This window comes from Streptomyces sp. NRRL B-1347, from assembly GCF_000720325.1.
Classification (GTDB): Bacteria; Actinomycetota; Actinomycetes; order Streptomycetales; family Streptomycetaceae; genus Streptomyces.
Window position 1 is genome coordinate 62841 of record NZ_JOJM01000004.1, and the last position, 15812, is coordinate 78652.

The following is a 15812-nucleotide window of genomic DNA, read 5'->3' on the forward strand; positions in this document are numbered from 1 at the left end:
CCCGGGAAAGGGACTGAAAGGACCCCCCATGACGACATCGACGGCATCAACAACATCGCCGACATCGACGCCTCCGACGGCACCGCCGGGCGGCATCCCGGCCGAGGCCGACTGGGACAGGGCACCCTCACTCCTGGAGGGCGCCGAGACCCTTGAACTCACCCCGGCCCGCTGCAATTTGCGGTACTGGCTCAACGCCGTGCCGCAGGGCACGCTGCGCGGCCGCGACCTCGGCCACGACGACGACGTACGACCGCTGGACGCGGTCACCAGGCCCGGCCCGCTCAACAGCGCGCTCACCCAGGAACTCGCCTACCGCTCGGTCGCCGAGGACAAGGCCACCCGGGCCATCGGCTACATGACGGCACTCGCGCCGGACACCGACACCATGGAGTTCTACGCCACCCAGCTCATCGACGAGGCCCGGCACGCCATGGTGTTCCGCAGCCACCTGCTCGACCTCGGCGTGCCCCAGGAGGAGCTGTTCGCCACGGTGGAGCGCCTTTCGGCCACCGACCGGGAGCGCATCCTCGTCCCCCTGGAGAACCTGGGGCTGCGGGTGCTGCGCGACGAGCGCGACTTCGTCGGCGGCGTCCTGGTCCTGACCGTCCTGGTCGAAGGAGTGCTGGCACCGGCCGCCGAACTCAGCGAGCGCAAGTGGCGGGTCTTCGACCCGGCCGCAGCCGACATCGAACGGGGCGCCGTAATCGACGAGATCCGGCACCTCACGGTCGGCAGCGCCGTCGTCCGTGACCACCTGCGCCGGAACCCGCACGACAAGGAGCGCCTCCTGGAGCTGATCCGGGAGGGCTACGCGCTGTGGGACAAGCTGCCGACGACCGAGCAGCTGATGCGCCGCGAGGAGCTCTTCCAGCAGGGCGTCGACGAGCATCGCGACCTGCTGGGCGACTACGAGATCTGGCCCGGCCGCCGCCTGGCCGACACCACCGCGGTGGAGCGCCTGGAGACCGGTCACGCCTGGGCCGCCCGCATGCAGCGCACCAGGCTGGCCCACATGGGCCTGGAGGAGGCGACATGAGCGCCCTGGACGGGACGCCCGGCCCCACGGCTCCGCCGGGCCCGGACACCGCGAGCCTGCAGGAGCTCACCGAACTGGTCCGGCAGGCCGGACTCATGAAGTCCCAGCCGGGCTACTACACCTTCAAGATCGTCACGAATCTGCTGCTCCTCGCCGCGGGCTGGACCCTGTTCGCGCTGATCGGCGACAGCTGGTGGCAGCTGGCCGTCGCCGTGTTCCTCGCGGTCTGCTTCGGCCAGACCGACCTCATCGGACACGACGCGGGCCACCGGCAGATCTTCCGCACCCGGCGCCCCGGCGACGTGATCGGCTACACCCACGGCAACCTGCTCACGGGGGTGAGCTTCGGCTGGTGGGTCGGCCACCACACCAAGCACCACAACTACCCGAACCACCTCTCGCTCGACCCGGACATCCTCCGCCGACAGGTGATCTTCGACGCGGGGGACCGGACCAAACGCACAGGTGCCGCGGGCCGGTTCATCGTCCGCCACCAGGCCTGGATGTTCTACGTACTGATCCTGATGGAGGGGCTGCGCCTGCACGCCTCGGGCTACGTGGCGGCGCGCAAGGGCGCCCTCAAGCGCTACGTGCTCCTCGACCTCGCCCTGCTGACGCTCCATCTGGCGGCCTACCTGACAGCCGTGTTCACGGTTCTGTCGCCGGGCGTCGCGATCGCCTTCCTCGTCGTCCACCAGGCGGCCTTCGGCTTCTACATGGGCCTGATGTTCGCGCCCAACCACAAGGGCCTTCCGGTGCGCGACGGCGAGCAGGAGGAGCTGGACTGGCTCACCCGCCAGGTGATCACCTCGCGCAACCTGCTGCCCAACCGGATCACGGACTTCTTCTACGGCGGCCTCAACTACCAGATCGAGCACCACCTGTTCCCGTCCATGCCCCGGCGCAGCCTGCGCAGGGCCCAGCCCCTGGTGAAGGACTATCTGGTGCGCAACGGCCTGCCGTACGCGGAGGAGCGGCTGCTGCGGTCGTACCTGAACGTCGCCGACCACCTCGGCGGGGTCAGCGACGAAGTGGCCGCGCTGGAGCGCGACGCCCCGGTCCAGGGGGCCCGGTGAGCGCCGACGCCGCCGTGCTGTGCGGCCTCGGCACCTGGCTTCCGCCGCACGCCGTCACCAACGCCGACCTGGCCCGCGAACTCGACACGTCGGACGACTGGATCCGCAGTCGTACGGGCATCGGCACCCGGCACGTCGCCGACCCGTCCATGGCGACGTCGGACCTCGCCGTGGAGGCGGGGCAGCGGGCGCTGAAGTCCGCCGGGCGCGAGGCCGTGGACGCCGTCGTGCTGGCCACCACCACGCCGGACCACCCCTGCCCGGCCACCGCCCCGCTGGTGGCCGACCGGCTCGGCCTCGGCACGGTGGCCGCCTTCGACGTGGGCGCCGTCTGCACCGGCTTCCTGTACGCCCTGGCCGCGGGGGCCGGACTGATCGCCGCCGGGGCGGCCGGCAGCGTGCTGGTCATCGGCGCGGACGTGTACTCCAGCATCCTCGACCCGGCCGACCGCTCGACCCGCGCCATCTTCGGCGACGGCGCAGGTGCCGTGGTGCTGCGCGCGGGACGGGCCGACGAGCCGGGCGCGCTCGTTCCTCCGGTGCTCGGCAGCGACGGCTCCGGCAGCGCACTCATCATCGTCCGCGCGGGAGGCTCCCGCGAGCCGCTGCACACGCTCGCCGCAGGCCGCGGGGACCCCTACTTCCGGATGGCGGGCAAGGCCGTCTTCCGCAACGCCGTGGAGCGCATGGCCGACGCCTCGCTCACCGCGGCGCGCCGGGCCGGCTGGGCGGCGGACGACATCGACCGGCTCGTCGCGCACCAGGCGAACCTGCGGATCCTGCACGCGGTCGCGGACCGCATGCGGGTGCCGCGGGAGCGGTGCCCCGTCCACCTCGACCAGGTCGGCAACACCGCGGCCGCCTCCGTCCCCCTGGCCCTCGCGCACGCCGTGGCGACGGGCCGCCTGGAGTCCGGGCACCGCACGGTGCTCACCGCGTTCGGAGGCGGCCTCACCTGGGGTGCCTGCGCCGTGCGCTGGCCCGAGATCACCCCGGCATGAGCCAAGCACCCGTCTCCGTACCCACCCGCACTCATCCGTTGAGGAGCACGACATGAGCAGCACGTACGACCGTCTTGTGGGCCTGCTGGCCAAGGGCTTCGGCGTCGAGCCGGGCGAGGTCGCCGCCGACGACACCTTCGAGGGCCTTGAACTGGACTCACTGGCCCTGGTGGAGCTGACGCTCGCCGTGCAGGAGGAGTTCGGCGTCACCCTCACCGACGACGACCTCCAGGCCAAGAACACCCTGGCGGACGCCGCCGAGGTCCTGGACGCGAAGCTGGTGGCGCTGCGATGACCTGGGCCGATGGCCGGTTCGACGCGGCGGTCACGGGCATCGGCATGGTGACCCCCGCCGGTCTCGGCACCGCCGCGTCCTGGGACCGCATCGCCGCGGCGGACGGCACCGCCGCGGCGAGCGTGCCCGCCCTCGCCGGGATCCGCGCCGACTTCGGCTGCTGGATACCCGGCTTCGACCCGGTGGCCGCGGTGGGCAGGCGCAAGGCCTGGCGCCTGGACCGCAGCAGCCAGCTCGCGCTCGCGGCGGCGGCCGAAGCCCTCGCCGACGCCGGTCTCGACCCCGCGAGCTGGGACGGCGCCAGGGTCGGCGTGGTGCTCGGCAGCGGCATCGGCGGGGCGTCGGCCTGGGAGCGACAGCACCACGTCCTGCGGGACCACGGCGCCGAGAAGGTCTCCGCCCTGTTGATCCCGATGCTCGCGGTCAACATGGCGGCCGGCTACATCGCCATCGAGACCGGCGCCCGGGGGCCCAACTTCGTGACCGCCACGGCTTGCGCCTCCGGCGCCACGGCGATCGGCCAGGCGCGTGAACTCCTGCGCGGCGGGCGCTGCGACGTGGTGATCACGGGCGGCACCGAGGCCTGCCTCATCCCCTCGATCATCTCCGGCTTCCAGCAGATGGGCGCGCTCTCCGCACGCCGCGACCAACCCACCGCCGCGTCCCGGCCGTTCGATGTGGACCGGGACGGCTTCGTGCCCGCCGAGGGCGCCGCCGTCCTGGTCCTGGAGCGCCCGGAGAGCGCACGGGCCCGCGGGGCCCGGGTCCGCGCCCGTGTCAGCGGCTACGGGGCATCGGCCGACGCCCACAACGCCACCGCGCCGGAACCCGGCGGCGCCGGAGCGGAGCTGGCGCTGCGGGCGGCCCTCGACGACGCCGGGCTCACCCCGGACGCGGTGGACCACGTCAACGCGCACGGCACCTCCACACCGCTCAACGACCTGATGGAGGCCCGCCTGATCCGGCGGATGTTCGGCGACCGGCCGTCGGTGACCTCCGTGAAGGGGGTGACGGGCCACTCCCTGGGCGCCGCAGGGGCGATCGAGGTGGCCGTCACCGCCCTCACCCTGGAGAAGGGCCTCGTACCACCGACCGCGAACCTCACCAGCCAGGATCCGGAGATCGATCTGGACGTCGTCACCAAGGCCGCGCGGCCCGCCGACGTACGGGTCGCCGTCAGCAACTCCTTCGGATTCGGCGGGCAGAACGCCGTGGTGCTGCTGACCCGCGCCTGAGACACCTGCGGCAGCGCTGAGACACGTGCGGCAGCACTGAGTCACCTGCGGCAGCGCTACTGCGCCGGACCCGACGGGCCCGGCGCAGTAGCGCTGTCCGCCGCTCAGTCCTCGTCGCCCGTGCTCAGCCGCCCCTCGGCGATCGCGTGGTCGACCTCGCGCGTGCGCGCCTCGAGTTCGCGGCGCTCGATGTCCAGCGCCTCGGCCTGCGCCTCGTCCGCCTCCATGAGCTTGAGCAGGTCACGGTCCGCCATCTCCAGCACGCCCATGGCGGCGTAGGCCTGCTGGACCTTCGGCCCCCACAGGCCGATGTCCTTGACGCAGGGCACGATCCGGGTGAAGAGCCGCGAACGGAAGGCCCGCATGCGCGGACCGCGGTGCATGTACTCCATGCACTCCTTCATGTCGAAGCCGAGCGTCTCCCACACCTCCTGCATGCGCAGCCGGTCACGCATCAGATAGCAGCCCTCGACGACGAAGTCCTCGCGGTCGGCGATCTCCCGGCTGGTCAGGCCCTGGTAGTAGTCCCGCAGCGCGAGCCGGCCGAAGGCCACGTGGCGCGCCTCGTCCTGCATGACGTAGGAGAGGATCTGCTTCGGCAGCGGCTTGTCCGTCCGGTCGCGCAGAATGCCGAAGGCCGCGAGGGCGAGGCCCTCGATGAGCACCTGCATCCCGAGGTACGGCATGTCCCAGCGGGAGTCGTTGAGGGCCTGTCCCAGCAGGGACTTGAGGTGCGGACTGATGGGATAGCTCATCCCGATCTTGTCGTGGACGAAGCGGGTGAACAGCTCCGCGTGCCGCGCCTCGTCCATCACCTGCGTCGCCGCGTAGAACTTGGAGTCGATGTCCGGCACCGACTCGACGATCCGGGCGGAGCAGATCATCGCCCCCTGCTCGCCGTGCAGGAACTGGCTGAACTCCCAGGCGGCCATGTGCTGTCGCAGCTCCTGCTTCTCCTTGCGGTTCAGCCGTGCGTACTGCCGTGATCCGTACAGCGCGAGGGTGTTCTCCGGGGTGCCGAGGACGTCATAGGGGTCCACGTCCAGGGACCAGTCGATCCGCTTCGTGCTGTCCCACTGCTTGTCCTTGCCCTTCTGGTAGAGGTTCAGCAATCGCTCGCGATCCGTGCCGTACTCCCAGGTGAACGTGTTCCGCCCCTGCATCGGGAACGACCAGGCGGTGCTGGTGTCCACGTGCGGGCTTTCGGCGGTACCGCTCATGAGCAGTCCCCTTACGTGGTGTGGACGATGGCCGACGGTCAGGAATGCCCGGGCGGGGAGAGGACCGGCAGCACTCCCGGCAGGACGTCGAGGACCAGGCGCGGGTGGCCGCGCAGTACCTCGCCGTCGCGTTCGAAGGGCAGCGGAGCGCCGTCGGTGCGGGCGATCTCGATGCGGCGGCCGCGCCGGTAGAGCACTTCGGGCCGTTCGACGTGGCGCCCCTCGCGGGTCAGGCCGGGCAGCTCCCTGGCGTCGAGGGCGCTGGTGACCACGCAGACGTCGAGCAGGCCGTCGTCGAGGACGGAGTGGGGGAGGACGAGGAACCCGCCGCCCCGGTAGCGGCCTCCGCCGACGTTGGCGAGGACCACGCCGCCGTCGTGGATCACCTCACCGTCGACGACGACGCGTGCCGGGTGCGGTACGAAGTCCCGCAGGGTGGCGGCCACCGCCTCCTGGTAGCGGGCGCGGCCGGTGAGCCGGGTGAGCCCCGCGGCCGTCTCCAGGGCCTCGGCGACGAGACCGGAGCAGGCGCCGAGCAGCACGGTCTCCCGGGTCTCCGCGATGCGCGCCACGTCGAGGCGCCGCACCGGAGGCCGCGCGGTGCCGAAGGCGAGAGCGAGGGACTCCTGCCAGGAGCGGTCCTGCCACACCTCCTTGTAGAAGGAGTTGCCCGTACCCGCCGGGACGCAGAAGAGCGCCGGGCCGCCGTGCCCCGGCCCGGCGTCCGCCGCGGTCACGAGGCCGTGCGCCACCTCGCTCGCCGTGCCGTCGCCGCCGACCGCGAGCACGGCGTCCGCGCCGTCCTGCGCGGCCTTCGCGGCGAGCGTGCGGGCGTGCCCCGGATACGCGGTCCGGACCACACTCACCTCCGCGACGAGCCGACGGCACGCGGCGGCGACGTCGCCGACCGGAAGCGAGGCCGCCCCGCCCGCCCTGTCGTTCGCCACGATCACTGCGGTGCCTGCCCAGTGGCTCATGCTTGCTTCCTTGTCCGAGTCAGGAATGGCCGAACGGGCGCTCCGACGCCGGGAGGCGCCCCGGGGGAGCGGCGGGCATGGCGCCGCCGAGGGCGGAGAGAGCAGGATTCGAACCTGCGTGAGGCATGCACCCCTGGCCGAAGACGGACTCCGGCCCCCATTGGGCCGCTATGGGTATCTCTCCTCGCCGACCTCCGCGGCCGACACGAAGACCATGACACCCCCGACTTGCAGCCCGCTGAAACGGAGGTCTCAGCGGGGGCGTTCCGGGTGGGCCCAGCGCGGCGACGCCGGTCACAGCCAGCGGACCGTCCGTGTCACCCGGGTCACCACCGCCGCATAGCCCACGCCGACCGCGAGCGAGGCGGTCAGGGCGGTGACGGGGAAGTCCTCCTGGAGGCAGGGGTATATCTGGTAGTGCGTCAGGTAGATGTAGAGGGAACTGCTCGCCAGGAGGCCCGCGAGGGTGCTGAGGGGGCCGAGGCTGGGCAGGGTCGGTACCCAGATCAGCAGGCACAGGCCGACGATCACGATGGTCGTGCGCAGGGGCTGGTCCTGGAACACGCCGGGCACGGTGAGCAGCAGCACGGCTGTCAGGAGCGCCCGGTGCCGCGCGGTGCGGGCCCGCGCGGCCGCCCACCCGAGCGTGAACAGCCAGAAGACCACGGTCGGGCTCAGCTGGGGGCGCAGCGATGCCAGGTCCAGGAGGTCGTAGCGGCCCACCAGGCCGACGGCCGTGAGTGCCAGCGGTACACCGAACTCGTAGCGCCGCTCCATCCGGTCCAGGAGGGGCACGGCCATGAGCGCGGCGAGGACGACGAGGAAGTAGACCAGGGCCTCCACGAACCAGTAGGCCCAGTCGAAGCGGTCGTTCCCCGCGTCGAGCAGGCTGTTGAGCAGCACGGCGTTGGCCGGGTCGTAGAGGTCGGTCAGGAGCACCGCCCCGGAGATCCACACCATGCTCGGCACCGCGATGCGGGCGATGGTGCGCCACACGTGCCGCTGGCGCTCGCGGCGCGTGGCGTCGGTGAGTTGGAAGCGGGCGAAGTTGTAGCCGGCGACGCAGATGAGGACGTGGGCGAAGCCCTTGATGTCGAAGAGCCGGATGTGTGAGCCGACGATGAGGACGATCCCGACGGCGCGCAGGGCGATGCCGGTTTCCAGAGTGCGGCGGGTTCGCCAGCACCCTGGGGTGACCCAGGAGCTCAGCACCCTGTGGAGTGCCGGAGTCGGCCGGTCGTGGCGCGGCTCCCGCCCATCCCCTGCATCAGCCGGGGGCGCCGCCGTGGCGCGCAGTTCGCGGATCGGCCGCCGGTGCCAGTCGGTGGGCAGATGGCCGAGTGCTTCCTCCAGGCGCAGGGACATCTCCACGTAGCACAGCGAGTCTCCGCCCAGACTGACGAAGCTGCTGTCCTCCGTGACATCGGTGTGGTCGAGGACGTCCGCGTAGAGACGGCGGAGGTCCTGCGCGGGGTCGGCGGGTGTCTCGTCCTCCGCGGGGCGTGTCCATTGCCGTACGGCCGTGTAGTCGGGCTTGCCCGTGGCCAGCCGGGGGAGCCGATCCAGGACCCTGACCCGTACGGCGCGGGACGGCAGCCCGCACTCCTTCGCGACGAGCCGCCGGATCCGTGCCTGCTCACCGGCGCTGGCGAGCGCGGCCACCGCGAGGACCTCGCCGTCGCCCGCGCAGTACGCGGTGACCCCGTGCCGCTCCAGCAGGGACTCGACGCGCTGCGGGTCGATCCGCAGCCCGAGGATCTTCGTGAAGCGGCTGCGGCGGCCCACGATCTCGTACAGCCCGTCGGGTGCGCGCCGGGCGATGTCCCCGGTCAGCAGCTCCTCCACGGCCCGGCCGAGGGCGAGGTCGGCCGGGCGCTCGGCGTAACCGAGCATCACGTTCGGCCCCGAGTAGACCAGTTCGCCCACGTCCTGACCGTGGCCCTCGACCGGCCGCAGCCGGAAGGAGCCGCCGGGTATCGGCACCCCGACGGCTTCCGGGCGCTCGGCCGCGAGCTGGGGCGGGAGGTAGGCCATGCGGGCCGTGGCCTCGGTCTGGCCGTACATCACGAACAGCTGCCAGCCCGCACGGTGCCCCAACTCGGCGTACCGGGCGACGCGTTCGGGCGCGAGGCGGCCCCCGGCCTGGGTGACGCGACGCAGCCGCGGCAGGTCCATCCGCTCGAAGCCGACCCGGTCGAGCAGGTCGAAGGTGTACGGCACGCCTGCCAGCGAGGTGCCGCGGCCCGCGCGGAACTCCTCCCAGAAGGCCGCGTCGGACACCGACCGCTCGGTGAGGATCAGCCCGGCGCCGCACAGCAGATGGCTGTGGATGACGGACAGGCCGTAGCAGTAGTGCATGGGCAGCGTGGTGGCCGCCCGGTCCGTGTCGTCGAGGCCGAGGTAGGCGGCTATGGACTCGGCGTTGGCCTGGAGGTTGTTGTGGGAGAGCCGGACCAGCTTGGGCGAGCCGGTCGAGCCGGAGGTGCTCAGGAGCAGAGCGAGGTCAGGGTGGAGGGCGTGGGTGCTGCCCCGGTGCCTCTCGTCGAGGGTCCACGTCCCGTCGGCCTCCGGGCGGGCCACGACGTCGGGGGCGTACGCCTGTGTCAGTGAGCGGATGGTGCTCTCGCTGTCGCCCGGGACGAGCAGCACGGGGTGACCGGCGGACAGGGCGGCCAGATACGTGACGAGCGCGTCGGCCCGATGGGCGCCGGTCAGCAGCACAAGGCGCCGTACGGGCCCGAGGATCTCGGCGGTCGCGGTGACCCTCTCGGCCAACTCGCTGTACGACACCTGTCCTTGAGGCGTGATGAGGGCGACGTGCTCGCTGTGCGCCGCGAGTCCATGCGCGAACGGCACACCCTGCGGCGGCCCGGTCCGTACATGCCGCATCGGAGGCGAGTCCGGGACGGCCGAAGGCGTGCGAAGTGAAGGCGCGGCATGGGGAGTTGAGGCCGATGAGGGGCCGGGGGCGGGGGCCGGGTGGGATTCGGAGGGGTAGAGCACGGCGCGCGCCCTTTCCTCGGGTACGTCCGCGCTCGACGCGGAACCCTTGACGATTAGGCAAGCATTACCTTATTCCTGGAAAGGTCGCAATCAAGCCATCGCGAAGCCACAGGCAGCCACAGGCACACTTCGCCCATCGCTCTCCGCCTACATGATCGGCGAGGGCGTGAGGGCGAGCCCCGCAGGAAGGCGCACGCCATGCGACGTGTCTCGGTCAACCGAACGAACGTGCTGGTCACGGCAGTTCTCCTGCTGTCCGTCCTCGTGGCGTGCGGATCCGAAGGGAAGGGCAGCGGGGAGGGGAACGGCAGCTCCTCCCTCGTCATCTACTCCGGCCGCAACGAGAAGCTGGTCAAGCCACTTCTGGACAAGTTGGAGAAGGCCATCGGCGCCGAGGTCGAGGTGCGGTACGGCGAAAGCGCCGAACTCGCCGCCCAGATCCTGGAGGAGGGCGAACGCACCAAGGCCGGGCTCTTCTTCTCCCAGGACGCCGGAGCGCTGGGCGCCCTGTCCAAGGAGGGCATGTTGCGGAAGCTGCCCACCGCCACCCTCGACAAGGTCGACGAGGCGTACCGCGGCTCCGACGGCGACTGGGCCGGTCTCTCGGGACGCGTCCGCGTCATCGCGTACAACCCGGACCAGGTCGACGAGGGCGACGTCCCGGACAGCGTCTTCGACGTGGTCGAGCCGGAGTGGCAGGACAAGGTCGGCTTCGCCCCGACCAACGCCTCCTTCCAGGCCTTCGTCACCGGCATGCGCGTCCTGAAGGGCGACGCCGTCACCCGTGAGTGGCTGGAGGACCTGAAGGCGAACGGCGCCAAGACGTACGCCCACAACCTCGCCACCCTGGACGCCGTCGAGGACGGCGAGGTCTCCCTCGGCCTGGTCAACCACTACTACTGGTACGAGCGCGTCGCCGAGAAGGGTGAGGACAAGGTCGACTCCAAGCTGCACTTCCTGCCCGGCGAGGACCCCGGCGCACTGATCAACGTCGCAGGCGCGGGCATCCTCAAGGACAGCGGCCAGAGCGCGACCGCCCAGAAGGCCATGGACTACCTCCTGTCGAAGGAGGCGCAGACCTACTTCGCCGAGACGACCAAGGAGTACCCGCTGGCCGCGGGCGTGACCAGCACCGTGGAGGGCCTGCCGCCGTTCGATTCGCTCCAGTCACCCGACATCGACCTCGGCGAGCTGGAGTCCCTCCAGGAGACGCTGGCCATGCTCCAGGACGTCGGACTGGTCTGACCCGCCGTGCGCACGCCGCCGCCCGCCTCCCGCCCGGCCCGGTCCCCTGCCCCCCTGATCCTGCTCGTCCCCGCCTGCGTGGCCGCCCTGTTCGCCCTGTTGCCCCTCGGCTACCTCGCCGTCCGCGCCTTGGAACGCGGCCCGGCCTTCGCCTGGGACGTCATCGCCGACGAACGCACCCTGGAACTGCTCTCCCGCAGCCTCGGCCTGACCGCCGTGGTCGTGGCGGCCTGCCTGGTCCTCGGCGTCTCGCTGGCCTGGCTGACCGTGCGCGCCGCACTGCCCGGAGCCCGTGCCTGGTCGGTCCTCGCCGCGCTGCCCCTGGCCGTGCCCAGCTACGTCGCCGCCTTCGCCTGGCTGTCGGCCGAGCCGGACCTCGCCGGGTTCGGCGGCGCCGCACTCGCCCTGACACTGGTCAGCTTCCCCTACGTCACACTGCCGGTCGCCGCCGCGCTGCGGGGCATCGACCCCGCGCAGGAGGAGGCCGCACGCTCCCTCGGGCACGGGCCGCTGCGGACGTTCGCCAGGGTCACGCTCCCGCAGCTGCGACCGGCGGCCACGGGCGGGGCGCTGCTCGTCGCCCTGTACGTGCTCTCCGACTTCGGCGCGGTGTCCCTCATGCGGTACGACACCTTCACCCGGGCCATCCACACCTCCTACCGCGCCTCCTTCGACCGGACCCCGGCCGCCGCCCTCAGCCTGGTCCTCGTCGTGATGACGATCGCGCTGGTGGCCGCCGAGGCCCGCACCCGAGGACGCGCCGGGCACGCCAGGACCGGCACGGGCACCGCCCGCCCGGCCGACCGGACCCCCCTCGGCCGTTGGCGGCCGCTCGCCCTGCTGTGGTGCGGGGCGGTGGTGACCGTAGCCGTCGCCTTCCCCCTGGGCACCCTCGGGTACTGGCTCGCCGCGGGCAGCTCGGCCACCTGGGACCTCGGCGGACTCGCGGAGACGGCCTGGGCCACCCTCGGGGCCGCGGCGGCCGGTGCCGGCCTCACCACGGCCCTCGCCCTGCCCGTCGGGGTGATCGCCGCCCGGCGCCGGGGCCGCGGCGCCCGGCTCCTTGAGCAGGCCGCGTACGCGGGGCACGCGCTGCCCGGCATCACGGTGGCGCTCGCCCTGGTGTTCTTCGCCGTCCGCTACGCGTACCCGCTGTACCAGCAACTCCCGCTGCTGGTAGGCGCCTACGCCGTACTGTTCCTGCCGATCGCGGTGGCCGCCACGCGCGCGGCCGTGCTCCAGGCGCCACCCGCCCTGGAGGACGTGGCCCGCTCGCTGGGGCGACGGCCGTGGCAGGTGCTGCGCGAGGTCACCGTGCCGCTGGCCGCGCCCGGTGTGGCCGCCGGGGCGGCACTCACCTTCGTGGTCTGCATGAAGGAACTGCCCGCCACCCTCCTCCTGCGGCCCACCGGAATGGACACGCTCGCCACCCGGCTGTGGACCGAGACCAGCGCCGGATCCTTCGCGGCCGCCGCCCCCTACGCTGCCGCGCTGATCCTCCTGGCCGCCGTCCCCTCCTACCTCCTGGGCAGGCACCGGACATGAACGAACTGCGCGTCGAAGGGCTCACCAAGTCCTACGGAGCCGGGGAGCCGGTCCTGCGAGGCCTCGAACTCACCGTCCCCGCAGGCGCGTTGACGGCGGTCCTCGGCCCCTCCGGCTGCGGCAAGACCACCCTGCTGCGGGTCGTCGCCGGATTCCTGCGCGCCGACGCGGGCGCCGTCCGGCTCGGCGACCGGCTCCTGAACGGGCCTGGCACCCACCTCCCGCCGGAGCGGCGCCGCGTCGGCATCGTGCCCCAGGAAGGCGCCCTCTTCCCGCACCTGAGCGTGGCCCGCAACGTCGCCTTCGGACTCACCGGCGCCCACCGGGCCGAACGGCGACGCGTCACCGAGGAGACGCTCGACCTGGTCGGCCTCGCCGGTTACGGCGGCCGCATGCCGCACGAGCTGTCCGGCGGCCAGCAACAACGCGTCGCCCTCGCCCGCGCGCTCGCCCCGCGGCCCCGACTCGTCCTGCTCGACGAGCCGTTCAACGCGCTGGACAGCGGGCTGCGGGCCGGAGTGCGCTCGGACGTGCGGGCCACGCTGCGGGCGACCGGGGCCACGGCGGTCCTCGTCACCCACGACCAGCAGGAGGCCCTGTCCACCGCCGACCTCGTCGCCGTCGTACGGGACGGCAGGGTCGCCCAGTGCGCCGCCCCGCAGGATCTCTACCGGTTCCCCGCGGATCCCTGGATCGCCTCCTTCGTCGGCGACGCCGTCCTGCTCCCCGGCACCGCCGACGGCGACGGCATGGCCCGGACCGCCCTGGGCGCCGTGCCCCTGGCCGCCCCCGCCGACGGCCTCCGCACCGGCAAGGTCCTGCTCCGCCCGGAACAACTCCTGCTGACCGACGCGGACGCCGACGGCTCGGCCAGGGGCACGGTGACCGACGTCGCCTACTACGGCCACGACGCCCTGCTCACCGTGACCATCGAGGGCCACGCCGCCCCGGTCCGCATCCGGGTCACGGGCCCCCTGCGCATCCGCCCGGGGCAGGAAACGGGCATCCGCGTGGCGGGCCGGGCCAGCTTTCACCCGTAGCCGCGGATGCCGAGCTTGACGGCCGTGGACGACCGAGTCGGGCGACTGGCAGACCTACGACGAGGTCTACGGGACCACGAACAATCCGTGGGACCTGACCCGCGGACCTGGCGGTTCGTCCGGAGGGTCCGCCGCGGCACGGCCTGGCCCGAACGCTGACGGCGTGAGCGCAGTCGGCCGCCACCGCCCCCGTGCCTCAGGGTGGACAACCTCGGCCAGGTGTCCCCTGGTTGGAAGGCTGCAGTTCATCGCCGTGGTGACCGCAGGAGATACCATTGCGTGGACTTGCAGAAGTCTGCAATTGGTTAGTTTCCTTGTCTGGTAAGTCCTGGAGGGGGTGGTCCGGTCTGAACGCGTTCGCTGAAGAGGTGCGGGAGCAGGTTCGTTGCACTCGTGCTTCGCTGTACGAGGCGCAGGCCGAGTTGTTCCACGTGCTGGGGCACCCGGTGCGCATCCGCGTGCTGGAGGCGCTCCAGAGCGGGCCCATACCGGTGCGGGAGCTCTTGACCGCTCTCGACCTGGAGATCGAGCCTTCGGAGTTGTCGCAGCAACTGGCGGTGTTGCTCGGCGGCGGGGTCGTCACGGTGAGCCGCAGCGGGGCGACAGCGGTGTACGAGGTGGCGGGCGGGGATGTGGCAGAGCTGCTCGCGGTGGCGCGCCGCGTCTCGTCCGTACGGCTGTCGGGCCGCAGCGAGCTGTCGGAGCAGACGCACCAGTCGGAACGGAGCAGGCCGGAGGCGGCCTCGTGACTGGCTCGGGCCGGTTTCTCTCGTGGTGCAAGGGGTAGGACGGAGGGCTCGCCATGGTGGCCGAGCTGGCCACCACCTACGGCGGTGGGGTTGCGCGGAACCGGCCGTCGGTCGTGACGGAAGGCGGCCGCCGTGTGGCATCAGCGCGCTGGCCATCACGCCGGGCGGCCGCCGGTCAAAGGGTCGGCTACGACGGCGGTTTCGTTTCCGCTGCGGCGGTCTGCAGGTCGGCGAGGAGCCCGGCCTGGCTGGCCAGCACCCCCGACAGGATGGTGCGTGCCACCCTCAGCAGCTCCGCGACGTGCGGGCTCGTCAGCGAGTAGTAGACGGTCGAGCCCTCCTTGCGGGTCACGACCAGATTCGCGCGCCGCAGGACGGCCAGCTGCTGGGAGAGGTGCGCGGGCTCGACGCCCACCTCCGGCAGCATCTCCGCGACCGCGTGCTCGCGCATGCTCAGCAGCTCGAGCACCCTGATCCGCACGGGGTGCCCGAGTGTCTTGAAGAACTCGGCCTTGAGTTGATACAGCGGCCTGCTCATCGAACCGGCCTCCCGTTCTGCCCGCCGACGGCCGGCTGGCCGGGCCGTCGCCGTGAGTGCTCCGCGCATCGCTTCCGCCCCAAAATCATCAGCATGGGACCATCCTGGCCCCTGACCGCCAGGGTGATGACCTCAGGAATTGCCAACATTAGCAAGTCGGAAGGCTGGGGGAAGCGGGATCCTTTCGGATCCCGAGGACGCACAGCGCGAACAGAACGTACTCAAACGCCCCGGCTCCTGCCGCGAGTGCCTTCGGGCAGCCCTCGGACCGGACGGGTGTTGCGGACACCAGCAGCTCGCTGCCAACGGTTCCTGGGACATGGCCGTCGGCTCGCCACAGCTGATGGAGGAGGGAGGCCATGCGGGATGCTGCCGGGCAGTCGTCCGGCCCGGTTCGCTGCCCGTGCTCAGCCGGACCAGCCGCCGGTGCGCCACTCCTGCCGCGGCCCCTCCGGTCCGTCGATCACCGACTGCCGCTTCGTTTGGTGCGCGGCGAGCGCGGCGGTCAGGTCGCCGTGGACGGGGATGGGCGGGCAGTCGCCGACCGGGACCAGGGAGCCGTCGGCGGGGATGGCCGCCAGTTCCAGTCGGCGCCCGTGCGCGGCGAGGCGACGGGCCGCCTCGGCCAGGGCGAGCTGGCCCTGGACGGACCAGCCGCGCAGTTCGGTGCAGTCGACGATGACCGGTCCCGTGCCGCGGGCCAGCACCCAGCCGACCGCGCCGGTGAAACGGTGTGCGGCGTCCTGCCCGAGGTGGCCTGCGACGGACAGGATGCCGAGGTCCGGCTCGATGGTGTAGCGCCACTCGATGGTCATGGTCGTCGTCAACTGCCTTTCGTGCGCTGCCGCG

14 protein-coding genes, 1 tRNA gene and 1 pseudogene are annotated in these 15812 nt (G+C 72.1%); 10 read left to right on the forward strand and 6 right to left on the reverse strand.

Annotated elements, in window-relative coordinates:
• Nucleotides 1-28 precede the first annotated feature (28 nt).
• Genes IG74_RS0105640 through IG74_RS0105660 form a run of 5 tightly spaced genes read left to right on the forward strand, consistent with a single transcriptional unit; the run spans nt 29 to nt 4646 of the window.
• Nucleotides 29-1039 (forward strand): VlmB-like protein, encoded by a 1011-nt coding sequence (locus IG74_RS0105640; protein WP_234334231.1) that lies wholly within the window; start codon nt 29-31, stop codon nt 1037-1039.
• The gene (locus tag IG74_RS0105645) at nt 1036-2115 is read left to right on the forward strand and encodes a fatty acid desaturase family protein (RefSeq protein ID WP_051854596.1); all 1080 of its coding nucleotides are present in this window, start codon (nt 1036-1038) and stop codon (nt 2113-2115) included. Before IG74_RS0105640 ends, IG74_RS0105645 begins: the two co-directional genes overlap by 4 nt.
• Nucleotides 2112-3116 (forward strand): beta-ketoacyl-ACP synthase III, encoded by a 1005-nt coding sequence (locus IG74_RS0105650; protein WP_030670579.1) that lies wholly within the window; start codon nt 2112-2114, stop codon nt 3114-3116. The genes IG74_RS0105645 and IG74_RS0105650 overlap by 4 nt, the downstream gene beginning before the upstream one ends.
• A 52-nt stretch (nt 3117-3168) precedes the next feature.
• A complete protein-coding gene (locus IG74_RS0105655; RefSeq protein WP_030670581.1) occupies nt 3169-3411 on the forward strand; it encodes an acyl carrier protein in 243 nt (80 codons plus the stop codon).
• A complete protein-coding gene (locus IG74_RS0105660) occupies nt 3408-4646 on the forward strand; it encodes a beta-ketoacyl-[acyl-carrier-protein] synthase family protein (protein ID WP_030670583.1) in 1239 nt (412 codons plus the stop codon). The genes IG74_RS0105655 and IG74_RS0105660 overlap by 4 nt, the downstream gene beginning before the upstream one ends.
• 104 nt (nt 4647-4750) lie before the next feature.
• Here IG74_RS0105660 and IG74_RS0105665 read toward each other — a convergent pair whose 3' ends face one another.
• The 4 genes from IG74_RS0105665 to IG74_RS0105675 form a co-directional block, all read right to left on the reverse strand.
• On the reverse strand, nt 4751-5866 hold the full coding sequence (locus IG74_RS0105665; RefSeq protein WP_051854597.1) for a ferritin-like domain-containing protein: 1116 nt from the start codon (nt 5864-5866) through the stop codon (nt 4751-4753).
• Nucleotides 5867-5904: 38 nt separating this feature from the next.
• Nucleotides 5905-6843, reverse strand: a complete 939-nt coding sequence (locus IG74_RS0105670; protein ID WP_030670588.1) for a diacylglycerol/lipid kinase family protein — start codon at nt 6841-6843, stop codon at nt 5905-5907.
• A 93-nt stretch (nt 6844-6936) separates the two neighbouring features.
• Nucleotides 6937-7027, reverse strand: a tRNA-Arg gene (locus IG74_RS51945).
• Nucleotides 7028-7137: 110 nt separating this feature from the next.
• Nucleotides 7138-9732 (reverse strand): AMP-binding protein, encoded by a 2595-nt coding sequence (locus tag IG74_RS0105675; RefSeq protein WP_030670590.1) that lies wholly within the window; start codon nt 9730-9732, stop codon nt 7138-7140.
• 312 nt (nt 9733-10044) lie between these two features.
• Here IG74_RS0105675 and IG74_RS0105680 point away from each other — a divergent pair, with 312 nt between their 5' ends.
• From IG74_RS0105680 to IG74_RS0105695, 5 genes and pseudogenes are all read left to right on the forward strand, one after another.
• Complete coding sequence (locus tag IG74_RS0105680) at nt 10045-11091, forward strand: iron ABC transporter substrate-binding protein (RefSeq protein ID WP_030670593.1); 1047 nt, start codon at nt 10045-10047, stop codon at nt 11089-11091.
• 6 nt (nt 11092-11097) lie between these two features.
• A complete protein-coding gene (locus IG74_RS0105685) occupies nt 11098-12636 on the forward strand; it encodes an ABC transporter permease (protein WP_030670595.1) in 1539 nt (512 codons plus the stop codon).
• Complete coding sequence (locus IG74_RS0105690) at nt 12633-13676, forward strand: ABC transporter ATP-binding protein (RefSeq protein WP_030670597.1); 1044 nt, start codon at nt 12633-12635, stop codon at nt 13674-13676. Before IG74_RS0105685 ends, IG74_RS0105690 begins: the two co-directional genes overlap by 4 nt.
• A gap of 58 nt (nt 13677-13734) precedes the next feature.
• A pseudogene (locus IG74_RS50840) lies at nt 13735-13815 on the forward strand (amidase family protein); the annotation flags it as partial.
• 229 nt (nt 13816-14044) lie between these two features.
• Nucleotides 14045-14425, forward strand: a complete 381-nt coding sequence (locus tag IG74_RS0105695) for an ArsR/SmtB family transcription factor (RefSeq protein ID WP_234334232.1) — start codon at nt 14045-14047, stop codon at nt 14423-14425.
• Nucleotides 14426-14612: 187 nt separating this feature from the next.
• On the opposite strand, the gene IG74_RS0105700 is transcribed toward IG74_RS0105695, so the two are convergent.
• Nucleotides 14613-14963, reverse strand: coding sequence for an ArsR/SmtB family transcription factor (locus IG74_RS0105700; protein WP_030670601.1), 351 nt, complete (start codon nt 14961-14963; stop codon nt 14613-14615).
• Nucleotides 14964-15370: 407 nt separating this feature from the next.
• Entirely contained in the window at nt 15371-15778 is a 408-nt protein-coding gene (locus IG74_RS0105705; protein WP_030670603.1) for an STAS domain-containing protein, read from the reverse strand.
• Nucleotides 15779-15812 lie beyond the last annotated feature (34 nt).